The organism is Mycobacterium sp. VKM Ac-1816D, from assembly GCF_000416385.1.
GTDB lineage: Bacteria > Actinomycetota > Actinomycetes > Mycobacteriales > Mycobacteriaceae > Mycobacterium > Mycobacterium neoaurum_A.
Genome location: NZ_AOHQ01000130.1, coordinates 189,622 through 211,806, shown reverse-complemented (window position 1 = coordinate 211,806; position 22,185 = coordinate 189,622). Strand labels below are relative to the sequence as shown.

General features: G+C 66.4%; 21 protein-coding genes and 1 pseudogene. 4 read left to right on the top strand and 18 right to left on the bottom strand.

What is annotated here, in order from left to right; all coding sequences use genetic code 11:
• Nucleotides 1-254 precede the first annotated feature (254 nt).
• A complete protein-coding gene (locus tag G154_RS09775) occupies nucleotides 255-707 on the bottom strand; it encodes a carboxymuconolactone decarboxylase family protein (protein WP_019512248.1) in 453 nt (150 codons plus the stop codon).
• 123 nt (nucleotides 708-830) lie between these two features.
• Between G154_RS09775 and G154_RS09770 the strand changes: the two genes are divergently transcribed.
• Nucleotides 831-1,595 (top strand): DUF1906 domain-containing protein, encoded by a 765-nt coding sequence (locus G154_RS09770; protein WP_019512247.1) that lies wholly within the window; start codon nucleotides 831-833, stop codon nucleotides 1,593-1,595.
• Nucleotides 1,596-1,600: 5 nt separating this feature from the next.
• On the opposite strand, the gene G154_RS09765 is transcribed toward G154_RS09770, so the two are convergent.
• On the bottom strand, nucleotides 1,601-2,449 hold the full coding sequence (locus tag G154_RS09765) for a CoA ester lyase (RefSeq protein ID WP_019512246.1): 849 nt from the start codon (nucleotides 2,447-2,449) through the stop codon (nucleotides 1,601-1,603).
• 170 nt (nucleotides 2,450-2,619) lie between these two features.
• Here G154_RS09765 and G154_RS09760 point away from each other — a divergent pair.
• The 3 genes and pseudogenes from G154_RS09760 to G154_RS09750 all read left to right on the top strand — a co-directional run.
• A pseudogene (locus G154_RS09760) lies at nucleotides 2,620-3,297 on the top strand (NADPH-dependent F420 reductase); the annotation flags it as partial.
• Nucleotides 3,298-3,415: 118 nt separating this feature from the next.
• Complete coding sequence (locus G154_RS09755; RefSeq protein WP_036479386.1) at nucleotides 3,416-5,671, top strand: CocE/NonD family hydrolase; 2,256 nt, start codon at nucleotides 3,416-3,418, stop codon at nucleotides 5,669-5,671.
• Nucleotides 5,672-5,748: 77 nt separating this feature from the next.
• Nucleotides 5,749-6,927, top strand: a complete 1,179-nt coding sequence (locus tag G154_RS09750; protein WP_036479437.1) for a lycopene cyclase family protein — start codon at nucleotides 5,749-5,751, stop codon at nucleotides 6,925-6,927.
• Here G154_RS09750 and G154_RS09745 read toward each other — a convergent pair.
• From G154_RS09745 to G154_RS09670, 16 genes are all read right to left on the bottom strand, one after another.
• Nucleotides 6,908-7,972 (bottom strand): glycoside hydrolase, encoded by a 1,065-nt coding sequence (locus G154_RS09745; protein ID WP_234827599.1) that lies wholly within the window; start codon nucleotides 7,970-7,972, stop codon nucleotides 6,908-6,910. The genes G154_RS09750 and G154_RS09745 overlap by 20 nt on opposite strands.
• A gap of 146 nt (nucleotides 7,973-8,118) precedes the next feature.
• Entirely contained in the window at nucleotides 8,119-9,237 is a 1,119-nt protein-coding gene (locus G154_RS09740) for a cellulase family glycosylhydrolase (protein WP_019512243.1), read from the bottom strand.
• Between the two features lie 74 nt (nucleotides 9,238-9,311).
• Nucleotides 9,312-10,328 (bottom strand): LacI family DNA-binding transcriptional regulator, encoded by a 1,017-nt coding sequence (locus tag G154_RS09735; protein WP_019512242.1) that lies wholly within the window; start codon nucleotides 10,326-10,328, stop codon nucleotides 9,312-9,314.
• Nucleotides 10,325-10,975, bottom strand: coding sequence for a nucleoside/nucleotide kinase family protein (locus G154_RS09730; protein ID WP_019512241.1), 651 nt, complete (start codon nucleotides 10,973-10,975; stop codon nucleotides 10,325-10,327). The genes G154_RS09735 and G154_RS09730 overlap by 4 nt, the downstream gene beginning before the upstream one ends.
• Nucleotides 10,972-11,889, bottom strand: coding sequence for a PfkB family carbohydrate kinase (locus tag G154_RS09725; protein ID WP_019512240.1), 918 nt, complete (start codon nucleotides 11,887-11,889; stop codon nucleotides 10,972-10,974). The genes G154_RS09730 and G154_RS09725 overlap by 4 nt, the downstream gene beginning before the upstream one ends.
• Nucleotides 11,867-12,649 (bottom strand): ATP-binding cassette domain-containing protein, encoded by a 783-nt coding sequence (locus G154_RS09720; protein ID WP_019512239.1) that lies wholly within the window; start codon nucleotides 12,647-12,649, stop codon nucleotides 11,867-11,869. The genes G154_RS09725 and G154_RS09720 overlap by 23 nt, the downstream gene beginning before the upstream one ends.
• Nucleotides 12,646-13,641 (bottom strand): ABC transporter permease, encoded by a 996-nt coding sequence (locus G154_RS09715; RefSeq protein WP_019512238.1) that lies wholly within the window; start codon nucleotides 13,639-13,641, stop codon nucleotides 12,646-12,648. The genes G154_RS09720 and G154_RS09715 overlap by 4 nt, the downstream gene beginning before the upstream one ends.
• Before the next feature lie 8 nt (nucleotides 13,642-13,649).
• Entirely contained in the window at nucleotides 13,650-14,642 is a 993-nt protein-coding gene (locus G154_RS09710; RefSeq protein ID WP_019512237.1) for a substrate-binding domain-containing protein, read from the bottom strand.
• A 116-nt stretch (nucleotides 14,643-14,758) separates the two neighbouring features.
• Complete coding sequence (locus tag G154_RS09705; RefSeq protein WP_019512236.1) at nucleotides 14,759-15,481, bottom strand: MgtC/SapB family protein; 723 nt, start codon at nucleotides 15,479-15,481, stop codon at nucleotides 14,759-14,761.
• 352 nt (nucleotides 15,482-15,833) lie between these two features.
• Nucleotides 15,834-16,589 (bottom strand): hypothetical protein, encoded by a 756-nt coding sequence (locus G154_RS09700; protein ID WP_131701341.1) that lies wholly within the window; start codon nucleotides 16,587-16,589, stop codon nucleotides 15,834-15,836.
• A 92-nt stretch (nucleotides 16,590-16,681) separates the two neighbouring features.
• A complete protein-coding gene (locus G154_RS09695) occupies nucleotides 16,682-17,440 on the bottom strand; it encodes a MerR family transcriptional regulator (RefSeq protein WP_019512234.1) in 759 nt (252 codons plus the stop codon).
• Nucleotides 17,441-17,449: 9 nt separating this feature from the next.
• The gene (locus G154_RS09690) at nucleotides 17,450-18,928 is read right to left on the bottom strand and encodes an NAD(P)/FAD-dependent oxidoreductase (protein WP_019512233.1); all 1,479 of its coding nucleotides are present in this window, start codon (nucleotides 18,926-18,928) and stop codon (nucleotides 17,450-17,452) included.
• Nucleotides 18,925-19,845 (bottom strand): reductase, encoded by a 921-nt coding sequence (locus G154_RS09685; RefSeq protein WP_023985126.1) that lies wholly within the window; start codon nucleotides 19,843-19,845, stop codon nucleotides 18,925-18,927. Before G154_RS09685 ends, G154_RS09690 begins: the two co-directional genes overlap by 4 nt.
• 11 nt (nucleotides 19,846-19,856) lie before the next feature.
• Nucleotides 19,857-20,699: an SDR family NAD(P)-dependent oxidoreductase gene (locus G154_RS09680; protein ID WP_023985125.1), complete on the bottom strand. Its 843-nt coding sequence runs from the start codon at nucleotides 20,697-20,699 to the stop codon at nucleotides 19,857-19,859.
• A gap of 194 nt (nucleotides 20,700-20,893) precedes the next feature.
• Nucleotides 20,894-21,247 (bottom strand): hypothetical protein, encoded by a 354-nt coding sequence (locus G154_RS26385; RefSeq protein ID WP_115657287.1) that lies wholly within the window; start codon nucleotides 21,245-21,247, stop codon nucleotides 20,894-20,896.
• Nucleotides 21,248-21,405: 158 nt separating this feature from the next.
• A complete protein-coding gene (locus G154_RS09670) occupies nucleotides 21,406-22,131 on the bottom strand; it encodes an SDR family NAD(P)-dependent oxidoreductase (protein WP_019512229.1) in 726 nt (241 codons plus the stop codon).
• Between the last annotated feature and the right edge of the window lie 54 nt (nucleotides 22,132-22,185).

Below are 22,185 nucleotides of genomic sequence, written 5' to 3'. Positions count from 1 at the left end.
ACACCAGAAGCACCCGAGCCGGCACACCTGCGATCCCACACCCGACGCACCATGACCGACCTACCGGCGGCGGCGTGACTGCGTCCACCGCATAGAGGTCCACGAAGCACCTTGACAACTACACAGAGAACCGGGTCCGAGGAACGAGCGATCCAGCGGTAACTGGCCTTCCCAAGCCACGCGGGGCCGTCCGCAGCTACCTCCTGTGCGGATCACTCGTCACGGCAGGGCTCGATTCACGTGAGCCTCGGCGTTCAGGGACCAACCGGGTAATGGCTGGTGATCGCGATGCGGTTCCACCCGTTCATGACCACCACCAGCCAGGTGACCGCGGCGATCTGCTGCTCGGTCAGGGCCGCCTCGATATCGACCAGGGCGGGAGCGGCACGGTGCTCGTCACCTATTCGCGTGACACGCTCGGCAAGCATCAACGCCGCCTGCTCCTGTTCGGTGAAGTACTGCGACTCCCACCACGCGGGCAAGACGGCGAGTCGATCGCTGCTCTCGCCGGCAGCCAGCGCGTCGCGTGTATGCATCCGGAGACAGAAAGCACAGCCATTGATTTGCGACACCCGTATCTTGACCAGCTCGGCCAGCTGCACGGGAAGTTCTGCCTGCTCAATGGCAGCCTTGACCTGAGCGTCCAGCGCCGCGAAGGTCTTGTACGGTTCGGCGAACTGCTTGCTGATGTTCACGTGCGGGAGCATGTGTCCTCTTTCCGGTCGTTCGTGATCGTCCCCAAATAGACGAAATGACCGGGCGTTATGTGACACCGTGAATCGTCGGCGAGGCTGCCCGATCATCAACAGTCACTTTGTTAACATCGCGCCGTGCAATTCTCGCGGCGGGACGCGCTGCGCTACGCCGCGGCTACAACAGCACTGGCCGGGCTCGGTGCCGCATCCACTGGGACACCCACGGCAGCCGCCGCAGCACCCACCCTCATCGACTTCGCCATGCGTCAGATCCCTGCTGCTGACATCCGTGCGGCGGGTCATGCCGGCGTCATCAACTACGTGTCGACCTCGCGGCCTGGTTCCTCATTCGGGGCCAAGCCGATCACGCTGCCCTATGCCCAGTCACTCACCGCGGCCGGCCTGGTCATCGTCAGTAACTTCCAGTACGGGAAGCCCGGCGGGACCGCTCCATCGGACTTCACGCGAGGATTCGCAGGCGGGGTCGCGGACGCCCGTACCGCATGGCAACTCCACACCGCCGCAGGCGGGGGGCAGACCGCACCGGTGTACTTCAGTGTCGACGACGACATCGATCGCGAAACCTGGGACACAGTGGCACTGCAATGGTTCCGGGGAATCAACTCCGTCATCGGGCCCATGCGCACCGGCATCTACGCCGGTATCCGGCCGTGCGAGTGGGCCATCACCAGCGGTGTGGTCGGACGCTCGAGCACACCCGGCAAGGCCTGGGTATGGCAGACCCGGTCCTGGTCGGGCGGTCAGATCCACCCCGCCGCCGTGTTGTACCAACGGATCATCGACACGGCGTCCAATCCCGGACCGGTGGTCGGGGGCATCCGCGTCGACGTCAACGATGTGCTGGCGTCAGACGTCGGGCAGTGGAATCTGCACCCCTGAGGGGCTCAGACCAACCCGAGCTTGCCGGCAAGATCCAACACCGCTTCGGCCCGCGCACGAGTGGGGCCGACGCTGCCGTCATATGGCCCGGTGGGTGAATCCAGCCGTGCCAGCGTCCGCCGCGCCTCGTCGATGTCCAGCGTCGACGGGCTGAGCAGACCGTTGATCGTCTCGGCGTGCCCGGGATCCAGGCACAGCCGTGCGGTCATGCCCGCAGCCTTGGCCACCTCGGTCTCGCGGGCCAGGTGACGTGCCTGGTCGCGCAGGGTCGGGCCGTCGATCGGTGCGGGCAACCGTGCGGCGCGACTGGCGATGACCAACCGGGCGCGCGGATAGGCCAACACCGACGGATCAGCACTCATACCGGTGTCTCGGCGGAAGTCGCCGAGCCCGAACGCCATTCGATAGCAACCCGGTGTCCGTGCGATCTCGGATGCCGCCTCGATGCCGAGCGCCGATTCGACCAGAGCCACCACCGGGGTACCGGCGGGAAGCCGCGCAGCGGTGGCGGCGATATCGTCTCCGGACTCCACTTTGGCCAGCATCACACCGCGAAGCCCCGGAGCGTGGGCCACCGCGTCCAGATCGGTCGCCCATGCGGATGTCGACACGCTGTTGATCCGGACCCATGCTTTCCCATCGTTCAGCCAATCGGCGACCGCGGCACGCCCGGCCGCCTTCTGCTGATCCGGTAGTCCGTCTTCGATGTCGAGCACCACGACATCCGACAGCCCGGCGACCGCAGCGTCGAAGGCCGCGCCGCCGTCGGGCAGCCCGGGCTGCAGCAGCCAGGTCCGGGCCAGCGACCAATGCGGCTTCCGGTGTCGTTCGGTTGTCTGCGCTGATGCGGTCACGCATTGACCTTCCGCTCGGGGTGTACTTCCATCGTCTCGCCCCCAAACCGTATCGCCCACATTAAGCACATAATGTTCACTCCCGATTGCCCGGGCTGCCATCCCCCGACGTGCAGCCGGAACAAGCCCGAGGCACGGGCTGTTGACCGCCAAGAGATCCACCGACACCTGGAGGTCACATGCGCTTCGGCATCATCGGAGCGGGACACATCGGCGGCACACTGACCCGCCGGCTGCGAGAACTCGGGCACGAGGTGCGCGTTTCCAACTCGCGTGCACCAGAGACACTCGCCGAACTGGCCGCCGAAACCGGTGCGATCCCGGTATGGGCCCGCGACGCCGCGACCGATGCGGATCTGGTCATCCTGAGCATTCCGCAGAAGAACGTTCCCGATCTGGCCGACGGTATCGTCGACGCCCGCAAACCCGGCGCTCCGGTGATCGAGACCAATAACTACTACCCGCAGCAACGCGACGGGGAGATAGCCGCAATCGAGGACGGCCAGGTCGAGAGCGCCTGGGTCGCCGAGCAGATCGGGGCACCTGTGTTCAAGGTGTTCAACGGCATCTTCTGGAAGCACCTGCTGGAACGGGGAACCCCGAGCGGGACGGCCAACCGCATCGCCCTCCCGGTCGCCGGCGAGGATGGCGATGGCCGCGAGCTGGTGCACCGGATCGTCGACGAACTCGGATTCGACCCGGTCGACGCGGGCCCGATCTCAGAGTCGTGGCGTCAGCAACCAGGCACACCGGTGTACGGCAAGGACTTCGACGTCGCCGCCACCCGCACGGCGCTGGCGGAGGCAACGCCGGTGCGGACCGCCGAGTGGAGCGCCCGCACGACGTAGCCGGCTGCTCGCGGGGAAGCGCGCGTTGCGTTTGCTGGCCTTGTCCGGCCGCTGACCGCATGGTCTGATGAACACGACGCCATCAGCAAACTCCCCCGAATGACTGGAGCGCCGTGTAATGACCAATGTCGGCGCGGCAGCGCATATCGGAAGAATCGGCGGCTTGGCCGCGGCACTCGGAATCGGAGCCGCGATACTCTGCGGCGCCGGAGCTGCAGCGGCCGCACCGAGCGAATCGCCCAACAGTTCGGCCGACGCCGCAACGCCCAGCGATCCGGCACCCACGTCAGCAAAGGACGCCTCCTCCCCCGACGCGCAGGCGCGCCCTACCGTGACGAGCACGGAGCCGTTTGCGCCGAGAAAGACGCGTTCGGCGAGGTCGAACACGCGCAGCGAGGAAGAAACAGCAGCAGCACGAGAACCAGAAGAGCGTGCCGACACGACCGAACTGGTCACGCCGGAACCCAAGGATTGGGACGAACGCGAACCCGAGCCCGTGATCTCGACACCGACACCGGCCATCGACATCACCGCGGCCGTGGCCGACGAACACATCGCATCCGAGGACCGGGACGAGCACGAACCGACGACGCCCGTCGACACGCCGTTGTCCTGGACGATGGCTGCCGCTGCCAGCAGAAGCACCCTGGCGCCGACACCCCCGCCCGCGGCGGCGACACCTCTGGCCGCACCGCCGATCGACCCGGTCACACATGCACCGGTGATCGCGACGCCGCGAACCCCGCTGCTCGAACCGCTGCAGTATCTACCGATCATCGGCCCGCTGTTCGTCACCCCGATCGTCGCGTTCGTCAACCAGATACCTGTGGTCAGCGACCTGTTGCACCCGATCCTCGGCTATCCCCTGCAGTGGGGCTCGCCACCGGGTACCCCGCGACCGCGCGATGTCATGATCACCTCGTTCGACGGCACGCAGATCTATGTCCACTTCATGCCCGCGGCCGGCCTGCAGCGTGGCGAGAAGGCCGCAACGATCCTGCAGGGTCCCGGTCTGCTATTGCCGGGGGCCACCAATCTCACGCCGACCCTGCTCGACGGCATCATCGCCGACACTTCGGGCCTGGTGTACACCGGCACACTGCGCACCGCCGGCTACAACGTCGTCACCTGGGATCCTCGCGGTGAACACCACTCCGGCGGGCGGCTCGAACAGGATTCACCGGACTTCGACGCCAAGGACGTCTCGGCGATCATCAGCTGGATTGCCACCCAGCCGGAGGCCCGACTCGATCCGGGCGTACTCGATCCACGCATCGGGATGACCGGCGCCTCCTATGGAGGTGGCATCCAATTGGTCAGCGCCGCAACCGATCCCCGCATCGACGCCATCGTTCCGGCGATCGCCTGGAACACCCTGAACACCGCGCAATACAAGAATGGCGCGTTCAAGAGCAGCTGGGCGACCATCCTGACCGCCGGGATCACCCTCTTCACCCGACCGAATCCGGCGATCCTGCCCGCCACGATCTACGGGGTCCTGACCGGCCGCCAGACCACCGCCGAGCAGGAACGCCTGGCGCAACTCGGCCCGGGCGGCCCGCGAGATCTCGTCGGCAAGATCACCGCGCCGACACTGTTGATCCAGGGCACCGTAGACACGCTGTTCTCGTTGCAGGAAGCCGACACCACGGCGGCCGCCCTGATAGCCAATGGTGTTCCCACGAAGGTGATCTGGTTCTGCGGCGGCCACGGCCTGTGCGGTAACCTCTTCGGCCCCACCGACGGTGTCCTGATCCAACGCGCCACGCTCGCGTGGCTGGATCGCTATGTCAACGGCAACACCGCCACGGTGACCGGTCCACAGTTCGAATTCGTCGACCAGCGTTGGCAGTTCTACGCATCGGACCGCTACCCGATCACCACCGACAGCCCGGTCGTGGCCACCGGATCGGGCGGCCAGTTGCCGCTGATCCCGTTCTTCGGGGGCTCGGGACCACTGTGGGGGGTGCTGCCCTTCGCCGCGTCGAAGGCATTCAACGCACTGAATCTCACTACCTCACCGGCCGAGACGACCACCCACGTCGTGGGCGCACCACAGCTGACCGTGAACTACAGCGGCACCGGTGGCGCCCGGCACGTCTACGCCCAACTCGTCGACGACTCCACCGGCCAGGTGCTCGGCAACCAGATCACACCGATTCCGGTCACCCTGGACGGACAGCCGCGCGAGATCACCATCGCGCTGGAACCGGTCGCCCACACCCTTCGGCCGGGCCAGACGGTGACACTGCAGCTGGTCGCATCGTCGACGACCTACGCCACCCTCACATCCTTCGGTTCACTGCAGGTGACCGGCATGCGGCTGAGTCTGCCGACCGCGGACCCGACCACCATCACCCCGATCGCCATCTGACATCCGAGCCGCGATGCGTAGTGTTCGACTATGGCCGGCGGCTGCGCACCCGAATCGATCCCAGCGAACTGATGCGGATGGACGTTCTGATCGTGGGCGCCGGTCCCGCGGGGGTCGCTCTCGCCGGCGCGTGCGCCCGCCTGGGCCTGGACACCGGCCTGCTGGACCCGGCGCCGGACCGGCCGTGGACGGCCACCTACGGGATGTGGAGCCGGGAACTTCCCGCCTGCCTACCGGCATCCGTGGTCGCGGCCAGTGCCGCCGGCCGTGCCATCGCTCGTACCGAACACCGGTTGGGCTGGGAGTACGCGGTGCTGGATGTGCCTGCGCTGCAGGCACATCTGACCGGCCGGCTCGGTGCGGTGCGGTGGCACCGCGGCCGCGCGATCGGCAGCCCCACCCCCGGAGTGGTCGACCTGGCCGATGGCTCCCGGTTGCACGCCGCGGTGGTCGTCGATGCCGGCGGCCAACGGCGGCCGCTCGACCCGGCCACGCCACCGTCGACGGCGGCCGCAGCTCAGACCGCGTACGGCGTGGTCGTCGACGCGGACGAGGCGACGACGCTGGCAGCACCCGGGGAGGCGTTGTTCATGGACTGGCGCGCCGACCATGGTGAGCGCGGCTGGCCCACGTTTCTCTACGCGGTGCCGCTGGGCGCCGGGCGGATCCTGCTGGAGGAGACCTCGCTGGCGCGGCGGCCCGGTCTGTCCATGACCACGCTGCGCCGCCGGTTGCATGCCCGGCTGGCCCGGCACGGCATCTCGGTGCCCGAGGATGCGCCGACGGAGAAGGTGTCCTTTCCGCTCGATCAACCGCGGCACCGCACCGCGGGTGTTCTCGGGTTCGGGGCGGCGGCACCGTTGGTCCACCCGGCGACGGGTTTCAGCGTGGCATCCGCGTTGCGGCTCGCCCCACGCGTGGCGGATGCGCTGGCGACGAACCTGCCGCGGGGTCAGGGGGCCGCGTTGGCGGCGGCCCATGGGATCGTCTGGCCGCGGTCGGCGCGGGCGATCCACCGTTTTCGGCGGATCGGTCTGGAGGCGCTCCTGCGCATGCCCGCCGACGAGGTGCCCGACTTCTTCGACACCTTCTTCTCGCTGCCCCCGGCACACCGCTGGACATATCTGACGTCTCGCGATGACGTAATGGCTACCGCCGTGGCGATGGCTCACCTGTTCCGGATCGCGAACCCGCGATTACGCGGTCACCTGGTCGGTTCGGCGGTTCGGCGACCGGTCAGCGCCGTGTCACCGTGAGGTGCACGTGGTCGAAGTGGCCGTATCCGGATGCCTGCGGACCCGCGGGCGTGTAGTACGTACCTCGCCAGATCACATCCTGGAGGCCGAACCGCCCGGCGTTGGCCAGCGCATAGGCCATGATCTGGTCCCCGAGTGCGATGCCCTCGGGGCTGCCGGCGTTGGGGATCATGATGTCGATGGCGAGCCCGCTGGGATGCCAGGGCTTGGAGTCCGGGCGCACCCCACCGATCTCGGATATCTGCGGGAACTGCTGGCTGACGGACCGCGCGGCCAGGATCGCATTCGGCTGCAGACCCGCCTCGTTGGCTACGCCGACCGGTAGCGCGGCGGCCTCCGGGATGTCGACGCGTGCGGCGGCCAGCGAGGGCTGGCCGGGCATCGCCACGATCGCCGGGTCGTCAGGCGCCGGAGCGGCGGGCGGCGGCGCACTGTCGACGATCGCCTGCTGCTGCGGCGTCAACGCCGCGTACTGTGCTTCGGCGGCGGCGAGCTGGCGCAACAACTCGCTCAGTGCGGTCTGCAGGTCGGCACGAACCGCTGCGGACTGCTCGGCGGCCGCGCGTGCCGCAGAGGCGGAGGCCTCTGACGTCCGGGCTGCCACAGCGGCCTGCTCCCGGACCGCCCGCAGATCAGCCATCCGGTCCGCCGAATGGGTGGCGACCGCCTGCTGCAGGGACATGTTGTCGATCAGCTGCTGTGGCGATGACGCGGTCATCAGCGACTGAAGCTGACCGGTGCGCCCGCTGGTGTACGTCATCGCCGCGACCCGGTCGGCGGCGGCCTGCACGGGTGCCAGCCGGGCGTGGGCGGCGGCGAGAATCTCGGCGTCGGCGCGTTGCCGGGCATCCGCGGCAACCTGCTCGGCAAGCTTGGTGTCGGCATCGCGCTGGGCGGCGGTCACGGCTTCGCGGGTCTTCAGGGCCTGGCTGGAGAGTTCTTCGAGCTTGGCCAGAGCGTCGGCGGCGGGGTCGGCGTTCACCACACCGACCGAGCTCACCGAAAGGGCCGAGAATCCCGTGACCAGAGCCGCGGCCACCGACATGGACACGGTTCGCCACAGTTTTCTACGCACCCGGGTGATACGGATTGTCACGGTCCTTCGATTGCGCGGACCGAATCCTGGCCCAGCTTGCACGTCCTCCGACAGGCTACGAACTGCCGTTGCCGATGTCCACCCGACCGCCGGGCTCAGGTCTTGGCGGCCAGCTGCTGGATGGTCTCGATCTCGCTGGCACGGAAGGCACGACCGTCGGGATGGACCAGGTCATGCATCCATTTCTCCGGCACCTCGTCGTAGGGCTCGTCCCACGAATCCCACGGGTAATAGGTCTGCGTGCGGCCGGCCACCAGGCCCCAGTTGTAGGCGCCGACGCCACGCCGCTTGGCGATCGGCAAGATGCCTTCGACGGTGCTGCCGTCCTCGCGGGCCAGGTACTCGGTGCACAGGATCGGCCGGCCCAGCGGTTCGAGCTCGTCGATCTTTTCCTCGAAGGTCGACGGCTCTGCGTAGCTGTGGAAGGAGATGATGTCGGAGTTGTCCAGCTGGGTGGCCACGATGCCGGACGGCTTGCGCCACGACCCGCGCCACACCCCGCTGGTCAGAGGTTGGCTCGGGTTCACCGCCCGCGCCCATCCGAACACCTGCGGGAGCAACTCGCCGACCACCTTCAGCTTGTCGCCGCGTTCGACCGCCTTGTACTGGCTTGCCGGACTGTCCGGTTCGTTCCACAGATCCCAGCCGAGCACCCTGTTGTCGGCACCGAACGCGCCGATGACCCCGGTGACGTAGTCGCGCAGCACAGGCCGGTACCGCGGGTTGTCGATCAAGTCGGCGCCGGGGCCTTGCACCCACCGGGAGTTGTGCACACCGGGCCTCGGTGCGGGCTGCGGACCGAGCTTGGGGTGCGGATCCCAGCAGGAGTCGAACAACACGAACAGGGGCTTGATGCCCTGCCCGGCGGCGATGTCGACGAACTGGGAGACCCGGCGCAGAAATCCGGCGCGGTCCTGAGCCCACAGCTGGTCGTGCAGGAACACCCGGACGGTGTTGAACCCGATGGTGCGGGCAACCTGTAGTTCACCGCTGATGCGGCGCGGGTCGTAAGTTCCGGCCTGCCACATCTCGATCTGGTTGGTCGCCGTGGCCGGGATGTAGTTCGCGCCCACCAGCCACCCCTGCTGGCGGTACCAGGCATTCGCGCGCTCGGGGGTCCACCGGGTGTTCTCGGCCGCCGCGACGGGTGCCCGACCGATCAACGTGCCCGCGGCCGCCACCGCGGACAATTGCAGCAGGGTTCGGCGGTGCACCTGAAGAATCTAGGGCGCCGCGGCCGCGCGCGGCCAGCGCAGAACCACACTGCAACCTCGACGGTGGCAAACCGTTATCTGCGCACCGGAGCGGAGGTGCAACCGCACGAATTGCGGTGGTGGAACGTCGTCGGCACCCGGATGTGCCGTGGGGGTTCCTCCGACCCGCGGATACGGGCCAGCAGCAGTTCGACCGCCGTGACACCGATCGTCTCGACGTCCTGGGCGGCGGCGGTCAGCCGCGGTTCGAACAGGTCCGACCACTCGAAATCGTCGTAGCAGACGAAGGCCACGTCCTGCGGTATGGACAATCCGAGCCCGCGGATCGCCTTCAAGGTGCCGATGGTCATCGCATTGTTGAGCGATACCAGCGCAGTCGGCCGGTCGGCGCGCGACATCAGCGCCCGGACTTCCCGTTCGGCGACGTCAGTACTGGATTCCCCGTCGACCACCAGCGTGGGGTCGACGGCGATACCGCGGCCGGCCAGTGCCGCACAGTGGCCGTCGAATCGTTCGATGGTCGACGAGATCCCGGCCAGCCCGCGCACGACCGCGATCCGGCGATGCCCGAGATCGAGCAGATGGTCGGTCAATCCCTTCGCCGAGCCGAAGTTCTCCGGGACGATACGGTCGAACCCGACATCCTCGCCGCGGTCGATGAGCACCATCGGGGTCTGGGAGCGAGTGATCTCGGGCAGGGTGGTCCGCTCCGAACCCGCCGCCGGAGCGACGATCATCCCGTCGACCTGGCGGTCCAGCAGCGAACCCGTGACGCGCTGCTCGGAGGACACGTCGTCGTGGGAATCACCGACGATCAACACATAGCCGGCGTCGGACAGGGCGCGCTCCACGGCATGGACGAGGCTGCCGAAATACGGGTTGGTCAGTGCCGAGATCGACAGTCCGACGGTATGCGTGCGGCCGGCCGCCAACGATCGAGCCACGCCGTTGCGGCGGTAGCCGACCTCCTCGATGGCGGCCTCAACCCGCAGTCGGGTGGCGGCATTGACGTTGCGAGTGCCGTTGAGCACATGGGACACCGTGGAGGCGGAGACGCCGGCCAGTCGGGCGACATCGCCCATCGTGGTCATCGGACCCGCACGATACGGTCGGCCCGGCCGGCCGTCGACTCGATGAGTCGGGCATTACGCTCGTCGGAACCCAGCGCCCAGAACTGGGCTTCCTGCAGCGACTTACCGTACACCTGGTGTCGTCGCACCAGTCGTTCGTGACGGATATCGGTGTCGGGGGCCAGGAACCACACCTGGTCGATATGAGATCGCGCGACCGGCCAGGTATCGCATTCCAGCAGTAGGTAATTGCCCTCGGTCACGACCAGGGGAACGGTCGGCGCCACCGGGATGGATGAGCCTATCGACTCCTCGATCTCCCGCCGGAACCGTGGCGCGTAGACCACGGGGTCATCGACACGTTGGGTCCGCAGCGCGGCCATCAGCCGCGAGTACCCACCGTCATCGAACGTGTCGTGGGCACCCTTGCGGTCCAGGCGTCCCAGTTCGATGAGGACCTCGTTGGCCAGGTGGAAACCGTCCATGGGCACCAGCACCGCAACTTCGGGTCCGAGCGCGGTGACGAGCTGTTCGGCGAGCGTGGACTTTCCGGCACCGGGCGCGCCCGTCAGACCGAGAATGCGTCGTTCGCCGGCAACGACCAGCGCCGCGGCTGCATCGACCAATTGATCCAGCGTCGCGTCCTGGACATCCTGCTCGGGGTTCACCGCTCCTGCTTCCGGATGAGGTCTTCTGGCAATAGGTCCAACCACGCCCGTGGCCCGACTATCGAACACCGTAGTGCCGCCACGCGCGCCGCGTTGTCGAGGTGTTGTTCGAGGTCACCCGACCCGGCACGGTAGTAGGAGTACGCGCCGTGGAAGGCGTCGCCGGCGCCGAGGGTGTCGACGGCGGTGACCGCGGGAACCGCCACCGATCCGGACCGCCCCGCCGACCACCACCGGATCGGGTCACCGCCGTGTGTGGTCACCACGGTTTTCACCCCGTGTGCGCGCAACGCCGTCGCGGTGGATGCCGAAGTCTCGGTGTCGGGCACCCGGAAGTCGTTGGAGCACACCATGTCGGTGACGTGCGGGATGAGATCGGCCATCACCGGCTTCCACCTGCCGGCATCGGCGACCAGTGTCGTCCCGTGTGCCGTTGCGCGCTCGGCGGCGGCCACCGCCAGGCGTGGGTGATGCCCGTCGACCAGGACCACGTCGGCGTCGGCGATCAGGTCGCCGAGACCGTCGGGTGCCCGAACATCGGAACGCACGGCATCAAGGGAGACGACCGACCGCTCGCCGGTGGACTCCAGCACCGAGACCGCCGATATGGGTACCGGCCGGCGCTCACCTTCGGAGCTGTCGACGATCCGGACTCCGTGGGCCGTCAGATCGGCGCGCACCAGGTCGGCGACGGGATCGACTCCCAGGGCGGTCACCAGGACGGCACGGCCGCCGAGCGCGGCGAACGTGACGGCGGCATTGGCCGCCGGTCCACCCGCGGCGACGAACTGGTCACGCGCGGTGACCTTTTCGTTGGCCGCGGGTGGTTTCACGATGCGATGGATCACATCCAACGTGGCCAAACCGACGAAGACCCCGACCGGGGCCCTCTCAGCGAGCGGCGCGTTCCTCATCGGTCGGCTCCTCCGCACCGGTCATCAGTGCGACCACCTCGGACATGGAACGCTTCTTCGGATCGACCACTCCGGCACGCTTCCCGAGGCGGTGGATGTGAATCCGGTCGGCGACCTCGAACACGTGCGGCATGTCATGGCTGATGAGCACGACCGGGATGCCGCGGTCGCGGATCGACCGGATCAGATCGATCACCTGCCCGGATTCCCTGACACCGAGCGCGGCGGTCGGCTCGTCCATGATGATCACGCCGCGACCGAAGGCGGCCGCACGGGCCACCGCGACGCCTTGGCGCTGGCCGCCGGAGAGCGTTTCGACGGCCTGGTTCACCGACTTGATCCCGATCTTCAGGTCCGCCAGATGTTGTGCGGCATCGCGTCGCATCACGGGCATGTCGAGTCGGCGGAACACCCGGCCGGCAAGGCCTTTTCGACGCACCTCGCGACCCAGGTACAGGTTCGAGGCGATGTCGAGGGCCGAGACCACCGCAAGGTCCTGGTAGACGGTTTCGATGCCGGCCGCCCTGGCGTCCCTGGTGTTCTTGAACGACACCGGTGTGCCGTTCATCAGGATCTGGCCCGAATCCGGAATGACGGCGCCGGCAAGGGCTTTGATCAAGCTGGACTTACCCGCGCCGTTGTCACCGATGACGGCCAGGACCTCGCCGGCGCGCAACGCGAAGTCGGCACCGTTGATCGCGGTCACGCTGCCGTACTTCTTGACCAGGCCGCGTGCCTCGAGCACGGGTATGTCGCTCATTGTGATCTCCTGCGCGCGAACTGATCCACCGCCACCGCGACGATCACGAGGATGCCGGTGGCGATGTTCTGATAGAGGTTGTCGACGCCGGCCTGGGTCAGCCCGTTGCGCAGCACGCCGACGATCAGCGTGCCGACCAATGTCCCACCCACACCGCCGCGCCCACCGAACAGGCTGGTGCCGCCGATCACCACCGCGGTGATCGATTCCAGATTGGCGTTCTGATACGCGTTGGGATCGGCGTTGGGGATCCGGCCGAGCGCGGCCCAAGCGGCGATGGCCGCGATCACGCCGGTGGTGATGTAGACCGAAACCAGCACGCGCCCGGACTTGATCCCGGACAGATCGGCGGCCTGGCGGTTTCCACCGACGGCGTAAACGTGTTTACCCCAAGCGGTTTGACTCAGGGCGTACCAAACCACCAGGTACACCAGCAGCATGGCCACCACGCCGTAGGTGGTCGAGAACGACCCCAGCCGGAACGAGGTGCCCAGAAAGGTCAGCGGTCCTTGTTCGACGCGGTAGGTTTCCGACCCGGCCAGCAGCCGCGTCGCCGCCTGGATCGCGGTGAAGGTTCCCAGTGTCACGATGAACGGAGGCAGCCTCAGCATCGTGACCAGTCCGCCGTTGATCGCGCCGAAGAGGACACAGACCAGCAGCGTCGAACCCAGGGCCACGAAAGGCCCGTTGGCGCCGGCACTCTGGGCCAGCACGATGCTGCCGAAGACGGCGATCGCCCCGATCGACAGGTCGATACCCGAGGTGAGGATGATCAGCGTCTGCCCGACCGCCAGGATGCCCACGACCACCGACTGCTGCAGGATCAGGGACACGTTCTGCGGATTAAGGAACGAGTCGGTGACCGAGCTGAAGATGACGATCGCCAAGACGAGCGCCACCAGGGGGCCGAGCAGGGGTTCACGCAGAATCTGATCGGAGCTCAACCGTCTGACAGGTGATGACGCGTTGGTTGCCGGAGCGTCGGTGCTCATGGGCTACGTCAGCCCCAGCAGTTCTGTTCGCCCCAGGCGCTGTCCTTGGAGTCGAGCCCGGGAACCGGCTTGTCGGTGATCAGCTCGGATCCGGTGTCGTTGAATCCGCTCGGTTTGGTGCCGTCCTTGGCGAACTTCACCACGGCCTGCACGCCTTGTTCTGCCATCTTGGCCGGGAACTGCATGACCGTCGCGCCGATCTTGCCGGATTTCACGTCGGCGACGCCCGTGCAGCTTCCGTCGATCGAGCCGATGGTGATCTGGTCGGCCCGTCCGGCCGACTGGATGGCCTGGTAGGCACCCGCGGCGGCAGGTTCGTTGATGGTGTAGAGCGCGTTGATACCGGGAGCGCGCTGCAGGATGTTCTCCATCGCGGTCTGCGCCTTGGTCTGATCGCCGTTGGTGTTCTCTTGGCCGACGATCTCCGGGGACCCCTCGGTGATGCCGAAGCCCTCCAGGAATCCGTCGTGCCGGAAGGTGTCGACCGTGCCACCGGGTGTGCCGTCGAGCATCACGACCTGGGGCGGTGCGTCACCGAGGGCGGCCCGCACCCATTTGCCCTGGCTGACCCCGGCCGCGAGGTTGTCGGTGGCGAAGGTGGCGTCCACCGCGTCCTCGGGGTCGGTTGCCGTGTCCAGAGCGATGACGACGACACCGGCGTCCCGCGCTTTCTTGATGGCGTCGAGGACACCGGTGGACGAGTTGGGGGTGATCAGGATGCCCTTGACGCCCTGGCCGACCATGTTCTCGATGGCTGCGACCTGGCCTTCGTTATCGCCGTCGAAGGCACCGGCGAGCGCCACCAACTGGGCTCCGTCCTTCTCGGCCTGTGCCTGCGCCGCCTCGCGAAGCTTCACGAAAAACGGGTTGGAGTCGGTCTTGGTGATCAGGCCGACCTTGATGCTGCCCGAGTCCGATCCCCCGCAGGCTGTCATACCGAGGACCAGCGATCCGGCCATCAGGATCATCCCGACGGCGTGTGTGCTGCGCTTACCGATCATGTGGACTCCTTTGTCCTGTGTGACGCAGGTCGCGTCAGGCGTGACTGGCAGCGTAGAGTCACGCAAGCGCTTGCGCATGCGCTTTCGCAAAATCGGTTCGCCGACCGCCGGTGTGCTCAGCGGTCGACCGCGTCCCGGCGCTCTTCGCTGTCGGCCTGCCAGCGCACGCTGGTCACCGACGGCTCCATACTCAGCCTGCTCACGGCCGATTCCATCTGCCGATCGTCGCGCTGATCGCTGGCCAACTCCGCACGGACCTCGACGCCACCACCGTCGATGTTGGTGCTGGCGATGGACTGCAGTCGGAAATCGGTGCGCGTCAGCGCCTGCACGATCAGCGCCCGGATATGTGCCTCGTGCTCGTCGCGTGTGGTCGCCACGAAGAGATAGTTGGTGGGATGCTCATCACCGGTATCCGGCCGCCGGTCCACGGCGCGGCCCAGGTAGCGCAACGCAACGTTCACGGTGACGACGACGCCAGTGCCCGCCGCGGCGACAGTGAACAGACCGGCGCCACACAGCGCTCCCACAGCCGCCGAACACCACAGCGTGGCCGCCGTGTTCAGGCCGCGCACGGTCAACCCGTCCCGGAGGATGACACCGGCTCCCAGAAAACCGATGCCCGAAACGATCTGGGCCGCCACCCGGGTCGGGTCGGGCGTCCCCGAATCGCCGACGAAGCCGTGTGCGGACAGCAATACGAACAGCGTGGATCCCACCGCCACCAGGGCGTTGGTCCGTAGGCCCGCCATCCGGGCTCGATATTGACGTTCCAGGCCGATCAACGTGCCGAGTCCCACACCGGCACCCAGCCGCAGCAGCATCTCCACAGTCGTCATCGCCGGACTCCTTTCGCATGGTGTCACCCGTCATGGCAGCGGCACGGCAGGGACGGGATCAAATGGCGCGCTTCACGCGCGATTGAACGCGGCGATCCTTGGTGTTGGTTGTGGAGCGCCGCGGGATGGTTCCGGCAACCAGGGCCGGGAAATCAGATCAGCGGTCGGTGAACCGGAGGGAAACCGCGAGGGCGACGTCGGCGCCCGGACGAATACTGCCACTTGGCATCAGGCCACACACCTCGCTTCCGTCTCGACTGGCACCTGTCGTGCCTGGACCATTAGGACCCCGGTCGTGGAAAAAGTCAATCGATATCCGGGCCCGTTGAGATGAGGATCACGAGACCGATCTTCACGGCGCGACGAAACAGTAGACCCGCGCCGGGTCGGTGTAGGAGACCACCCGGGCAGCGGCCGGACACCCGACCGCTTCGCTGGCACCGTCGACACGACGCACCACCCGAATGCTGGCTCCCGGTTCTGTGCAATTGGCCGGGGTGACGGTTCCGCTGACGGCGTAGCAGTGGTTTTCACGCAGGTTCAGCATGAAGCAATGGGTGCGCACCTCGTTGGTGAGCGCCGGATAGATGGGGCTGCGCCGCAGTCCATCAGGACAGGTGGCCGTGCCGTCGCCCTTGGACACCAGCTCCATCGTCGCATCCGAACGTCGGCAGTCGACTGGTTCGGAGTTCATCCGACCCTGGTCGTAGGCCTGCGCCGTGATGCATTGGCCTACAGCGACATTACCCGTCGACTGGACACGGCCGGAGGACACCAGGGCCGAGAAGACATGTGCGGCACCGAGCACCAGCAGCACCACACCGACGACGATGGGAACGGTTCCCTTGCCCGAAGGTCGTGACGGACGCGGCGGTAGGTCTTCTGGTAGTCCGTCGAACTCGTCATAGGGATCGGTGGCCGTGTCATCACCGCCTGAAGACGTATCCGGGGCCAACAGTCGATCGTCGTCGCTGCTGTTCCACCGGTTGAAGGCACGCCGTCGAACCAACCCGACGACCAGCAACAACGTCCCGACCGTCGGCAGTATCAGCGCGAAAGCCGCCTGCCCGAGGCGGTAGGACCACAGCCCGTCCGCCAGCACATCCATCGACACAGATCCCCCCACAGTGCTCTGTCCTGCGTAGCGTAACCGCTACACCGGCGAACGCGGGCAGGGATTTCCGGTAGCCGGCGAACAGGTCACTTCACGTCGGCGTCGGCGGCCTCGTATTGCTGGTAGCGGCGCAACTCGGTGCGCACCGCCTCGTCGAGCGCCCGGTCCAGACTGGCGTGTGCCGATCGGCGGGCCACTCGTCGCATGGCATCGACAAGATCTGCCGCCCAGGACAATTCGGTGTCATCGGACGGGTACCAGCCGGCTCCGCGCTGCCGGACCACCTCGCTGTGACCCGCTCCCGCGAGCTCGCGGGCAGCCTCGTCGAGGTGGGCGTCGACGGTGGCGGTGGTCTGCAGGATCGTCGCCAGCGGCATTCCCCGCGCGATCAGTGTCGCGAAATCCTCTATGACGCGCTGATCCCGGACGAGGAACCGATCCGCTTCCTCGGTCTCCTCGATGATCCGGTCGGACAACAACCGGTCGAGTGTGTTCGCGTCGAGGGCACCGAGTCGGCTCTCCAGCTCGGCGCGGGTCACGGTGACAGTGACCGGACGCGACCACGGCTCGGTGACCAGCTCGCCGAGATCTGTCAGGTCGAGCACCTGCGCCAGATCCTGGCCCCGTTGCAGGCCGGTGAGGAACCTCAGGATGTGTTTGACCGTGAAACCCTCACCGAGCAAACGGATGATCGCCTCGAGCTGGCGCAGATGTCTGTCGGTGTAGATGGCCACCCGGCCGCGACGGTGCGGGCGCGGGAGCAGACCACTTTCCTGGTACACCCGGACGTTGCGAGCGGTCGTCCCGGCGCGGCGAGCCAGATCGTCTATCCGGTATTCGGTCACCGGCGAATCTTATGCGCCGACCAGTTCGTCCACCGTGATGCGATAGTCGTGCAAGTCGAGGTTCTTGAGTTGATTGACGTACTGCGTCGCGAACCCGGGATACATCGTCGCGTTGAAGCCGTCCTCGGTCAGATACCAACTCTGGCATCCGGAATTCCAGGTGGTCGATTGCAGCCGGCGCTGGATGTCTGCGTTATAGCGATCCTGAGCGTCGGCGCGCACGTCCAACGCCTTCCAGCCGAAGCGCAGCAGGGTTCCGATGGCCTTGGTGATGTAGTCGATCTGCGCCTCCATGTACACCAGCGCCGAGCTGTGCCCCGGTCCGGAATTCGGCCCGAAGGTGAAGTACAGGTTGGGGTAACCGGACACCGCCACGCTGCGGTAGGCGTACGCCCCCGAACTCCATTCCGCGGCCAGTTCACGCCCGCCCGATCCGATGACCGGAAACGGCGTCCCGGCTTTCGACACGTCGAAACCGGTGGCGAAGACGATGGCGTCGAACTGGTGCTCGATACCTTCCACGGTACGAATCCCGCGCGGTGACAGCCGCGCGATCGGCCAGGTCACCAGTTTGCAGTTGTCGGCCTGCAACGCCGGGTAGTAGTCACTGGACATCAGCAACCGCTTGCATCCCGCGGAGAAGTCGGGCTTGAGCTGCCGACGCAGCCACGAATCCTTCACCTGCATGCGTAGATTGGCCAGGCTGAGCGCTTCCACGATGCGGGTCAACGGGGTGTCCCACACGACACCGAGGGCCACCGACTCGTGTCCCCAGAACCACGCCGACCGCGCCAGTTTCTCGGTCAGCGGCACCGAGCGGTAGAGGCGCCTGGCCCAGTCCCCGGTCTCGGTGTTGACCCGCGGCAGCACCCAACCGGGTGTGCGCTGGAAAACCTTGACCGAGGCCGCCACCTTGACCAGTTCGGGGATGATCTGCACCGCACTGGCCCCGGTACCGACGACGGCGACCTTCTTGCCGGCGAAGTCGTAGTCGTGATCCCAACGGGCACTGTGGATCTTCTTGCCCGCATAGGTCTCGATACCCGGTATGTCCGGCAGACTGGCGTTGGCCAGCGGGCCGGGCGCCATCACGATCGAGCGCGCCCGGGTGGGTTCCCGGTCGCGGAATCGGATCGTCCAGGTGCCATCGGCGTCGTCGTACTCCAGCGCGCTCACCTCGTGACCGAACTGGATACGGGGCCGCAGATCGCAGGTATCGACCATCCGGTTGATGTACTGCAGGATCTCGGCGCTACCCGAGTAGGTGTGCGACCAGTCAGGGTTGGGAGCGAAACTGTAGGAGTACAACCGCGAGGGGATGTCGCAGGCCGCGCCGGGATAGGTGTTGTCCCGCCATGTTCCGCCGATATCAGTGCCGCGTTCGTAGATGACGAAATCGGTGATGCCCTCGTCTTGGAGCCGGATGGCCGCACCGATCCCGGCGAATCCTGCTCCGATGATCGCGACGCCGCGGACGTCCGCGCTCATGCGACGGGCTCGTAGGTCAGCTCGTCCGACCAGGTCGGGGTGTAGCGCACCAACGGCATCGGAATGACCCCGGTCACCTTCACCAATGAGTCCGCCAGCCAGTGATACTTCGAGCTTCGGTCGATCACCTTCTTGCTGTGCCAGCTGATGAACCGGTACATCGGAACACGATTCACGTACTCGCTGCGCTCACCGACGCTGCGGAACCGCCGCATCGCCTGGTACAACCGCTCCTCGTTGACTCCCATCGCGACGATGTTGTCGCGCATCTTGTTCAGCAGCGGGAAGTAGCTCAACGTGCCGATGACCAGGGCCGGATTCATCCAACTGCCCACGAACTCCACCGCCAGCTTGCGCAGGTCCGCGTGACCCAGGATGTCCATCACTTCGAAATCGACTGCCAGGTGGCGGGATTCATCGGAGTTGATGCGCTTGAACACCTCTTGGGCCACCGGGTCCTTGACCTCGTCGGTGATGAACTTGATCAGCGCGCCGTCGAGGGCGACTTCGAGCATCGGGATGACGGTGCCCAGGATGGACAGCGACATCCCGTCGGAGAACTTGTCCAACCAGGTGATGACCAGCTGCACGTTCACGCTCGGAGGCGGGATCTCGTCGTTGTCGAGCATGCCCCAACGGCGCATGAGTGCGAGCTCGGCGTTGGCGTGCTTCTGCTCCTCGGCGTGGAAATGCTCGTAGATGCTCTTCAGGGTCGGGGTCGGCGCCTTCTTGGCCAGCGCCGCGAAGCCTCGTGCACCGACGTTCTCGATCCACATCAGATCGGTCATGAAGGGTTTGAGCTTGGTCCAGAGCTCTTCGTCTATGAGCTCGGCTCCCGGTGCATCCCAGTCGATATCGACCAAGGACCACTGCTTGTCCTTGATCATCTGCAGCATCTTGTCCAGATCCATTGCCATGGTCGTTCCTTTCAGTTGGACGGGAGGAGCCGGCCGAGCAATCCGGCGCCATGCGCGTAGAGGGCGGGCACGTGACGCTTCAGATGCCATACGACCTTGGCGTCCAGCTGGGGCACCACATAGAGATTGCCGCGATCGTGTGCGTCGAGGGTGCGAGTGGCCACGCCCTCGGCGGAGACGCCGGTCCAGCGAGCCAGCTGTTGACTCAGGTTCATCGACCCGGGGGTGATCCGCCCGTCGGTGAACACATTGGTTTTGACGAAAGTGGGGCAGAGCACCGTCACCGCGATGTCGGTGCCGCTGAGTTCGGCTGCCAACGTCTCCGACAGCGACAGCACGCCGGCCTTGGAGACGTTGTAGGCCGCCATCGAGGGCGCTGCGGCGAACCCCGCGGCCGAGGCCACGTTGATGATGCCGCCTCTGCCGGCGCGACGCAGGATCGGAGTGAACACCTCACAGCCGTAGATCACGCCCCACAGGTTGATCCCCAAGGCCCAGTCCCAATCGTCGAACCCGATATCGCCGACCGGCTTTCCGCCGATTCCCACGCCCGCGTTGTTGATGACGCAGGTGGGAGCACCGCCGAAGATGTCCTCGGCCTGTTTGGCCAACTGTTCGATGGCACTGCGATCGGATACGTCGCACTGCACGGCATGTCCGGTGCCGCTTCCCAGGCTGTCGATGAGGGTGACCGTCTCCGCGGCCCGGTCGAGGTCGATATCGGCGCAGATGACCTCGCCGCCACGCCGCGCGAGCTCCAGGGCGAAGGCGCGTCCGATACCGCTGCCCGCGCCGGTGACCACGGCCTTGGCGTCGGCAGTGCGCCTCGGCCGACCGAAAAGGTTGCCTATCAAGAGGTCTCCTGGAGTTGCTCGTCGAATCGGCCCCCGACCAATCGACTGGTCGCCATAGCGAGGTCCGTCACACTCCAAAGACCATCACCAAATGTGCCATTTGTCAATGTCGCCTTTTATCAGTGGCACATTTGTTACAGGTGGATCGCGCCACGAAGCTGGCGACACAGCGAACCTGCGCCCCAGCCGGCCGACTACCAGGTAACCGTGACGGTGGTGTATCCGACGACCGGGACCGTCGGAATGTTGCTTGCCCAGTTCTGGGGCGTTCCTCCGCATCCCACATGCAAGATGAACTTGGACGCTCCGTTGGTCGAGTACGAGAAGTTGCTACTCGTACCGTTAGGAGTCAACGCTGCCCAACCGGATTGGCCACCGCCGATCGCCTCGACCCACATTCCCACCGGTCGCGACAGCGCACCGTTGGAGTAATACTTGCACGTGGCGGTTCCGTTCACCACCGTCGCCGCCTGTGCAGCCGGAGCGCTGGCTATGGCAGCCAGGAGCGCGAGAACTCCGACGCTGGAGGTCATTTCGGATCGCTTCATGTATTCCTCCCCGGGACTGCAACCATCAATAGGTTGGTCCGATATTGCTGATGTCGCCGCGCGACAGGTGCCCCGGGAACGCTAGGACGTCACCTGAGTAAGCCGCTATAGGCCGTTTGTGCGACATGACGGACCCGCACGCTCGTACGGCACGGTGGCTACCAGGGCAACGCGCCCTCTCGGCCGACGAAAGTGCCCCCGGTCAACTGTCCGGCGGCAGCACGCACGATCGGTTCGGCTCCCTGTGCGGCGGTCAACGGGGCCTGATCACGGTTGATGGGTGAGAAATCGGTCTGCACGAAGCCGGGGTCGACCGACACCGCGCGGATGCCTGATGCGCCCAGCGCTTTGTCCAGCGTGATGGTGATGCTGTTGAGCGCAGCCTTCGAGGCCTGGTACGCCGGGACGACCAGGTTCTCGGGTGCGGCCGCAGACTGCAGCGCGAGCGAGCCCATGAAGGACGAGACGTTGACGATGCGGGCATCCGAACTCGCGCGCAACAGCGGCAGGAACGTCTCGATCATGTACAGCACGCCCAGGACGTTGGTGTCGATGGTGATGCGCGCGGCATCCGAGTGGACAAAGCCGGTAGCCGACGGGTGCGTCCACTCTCCCGCGACACCGGCGTTGTTCACCAGGACGTCGAGACGGTCGTGCCGACTCCGCACCCGCTCCATCAGGTGCCGCACACTTTCCGGCGATGTCACGTCGAGGACCTCCGGTTCGACGCGGATACCGCGTCGCTCCAGTTCCTCGGTGGCCGCCGCCAGCGTCGCTGCCGTGCGACCGGTGATGATCACGGTGGCGCCGAGAAGTCCGAGTGCGGAGGCGGTTTCGAACCCGATGCCTCGGGAGCCGCCGGTGATCAGAACGATGTCGGTCATGATGCCCTTTCTGAGTGCAATCCGCCGACGACGCTATGTCCGCCACCCAGAAGC

Bases quoted from the DNA above. Each gene is read 5' to 3' on its own strand.
- G154_RS09775 (WP_019512248.1), bottom strand. From the start codon at position 707: ATGCTCCCGCACGTGAACATCAGCAAGCAGTTCGCCGAACCGTACAAG.
- G154_RS09700 (WP_131701341.1), bottom strand. From the start codon at position 16,589: ATGGATGTGCTGGCGGACGGGCTGTGGTCCTACCGCCTCGGGCAGGCG.
- G154_RS09735 (WP_019512242.1), bottom strand. From the start codon at position 10,328: ATGACCACGATGGGCGATGTCGCCCGACTGGCCGGCGTCTCCGCCTCC.
- G154_RS09715 (WP_019512238.1), bottom strand. From the start codon at position 13,641: ATGAGCACCGACGCTCCGGCAACCAACGCGTCATCACCTGTCAGACGG.
- G154_RS09690 (WP_019512233.1), bottom strand. From the start codon at position 18,928: ATGAGCGCGGACGTCCGCGGCGTCGCGATCATCGGAGCAGGATTCGCC.
- G154_RS09710 (WP_019512237.1), bottom strand. From the start codon at position 14,642: ATGATCGGTAAGCGCAGCACACACGCCGTCGGGATGATCCTGATGGCC.
- G154_RS09755 (WP_036479386.1), top strand. From the start codon at position 3,416: ATGACCAATGTCGGCGCGGCAGCGCATATCGGAAGAATCGGCGGCTTG.
- G154_RS26385 (WP_115657287.1), bottom strand. From the start codon at position 21,247: ATGAAGCGATCCGAAATGACCTCCAGCGTCGGAGTTCTCGCGCTCCTG.
- G154_RS09685 (WP_023985126.1), bottom strand. From the start codon at position 19,845: ATGGCAATGGATCTGGACAAGATGCTGCAGATGATCAAGGACAAGCAG.
- G154_RS09750 (WP_036479437.1), top strand. From the start codon at position 5,749: ATGGACGTTCTGATCGTGGGCGCCGGTCCCGCGGGGGTCGCTCTCGCC.
- G154_RS09745 (WP_234827599.1), bottom strand. From the start codon at position 7,972: ATGTCGGTGGCCGCGGCTCTGGTCACGGGATTCTCGGCCCTTTCGGTG.
- G154_RS09725 (WP_019512240.1), bottom strand. From the start codon at position 11,889: ATGAGGAACGCGCCGCTCGCTGAGAGGGCCCCGGTCGGGGTCTTCGTC.
- G154_RS09720 (WP_019512239.1), bottom strand. From the start codon at position 12,649: ATGAGCGACATACCCGTGCTCGAGGCACGCGGCCTGGTCAAGAAGTAC.
- G154_RS09670 (WP_019512229.1), bottom strand. From the start codon at position 22,131: ATGACCGACATCGTTCTGATCACCGGCGGCTCCCGAGGCATCGGGTTC.
- G154_RS09705 (WP_019512236.1), bottom strand. From the start codon at position 15,481: ATGACGACTGTGGAGATGCTGCTGCGGCTGGGTGCCGGTGTGGGACTC.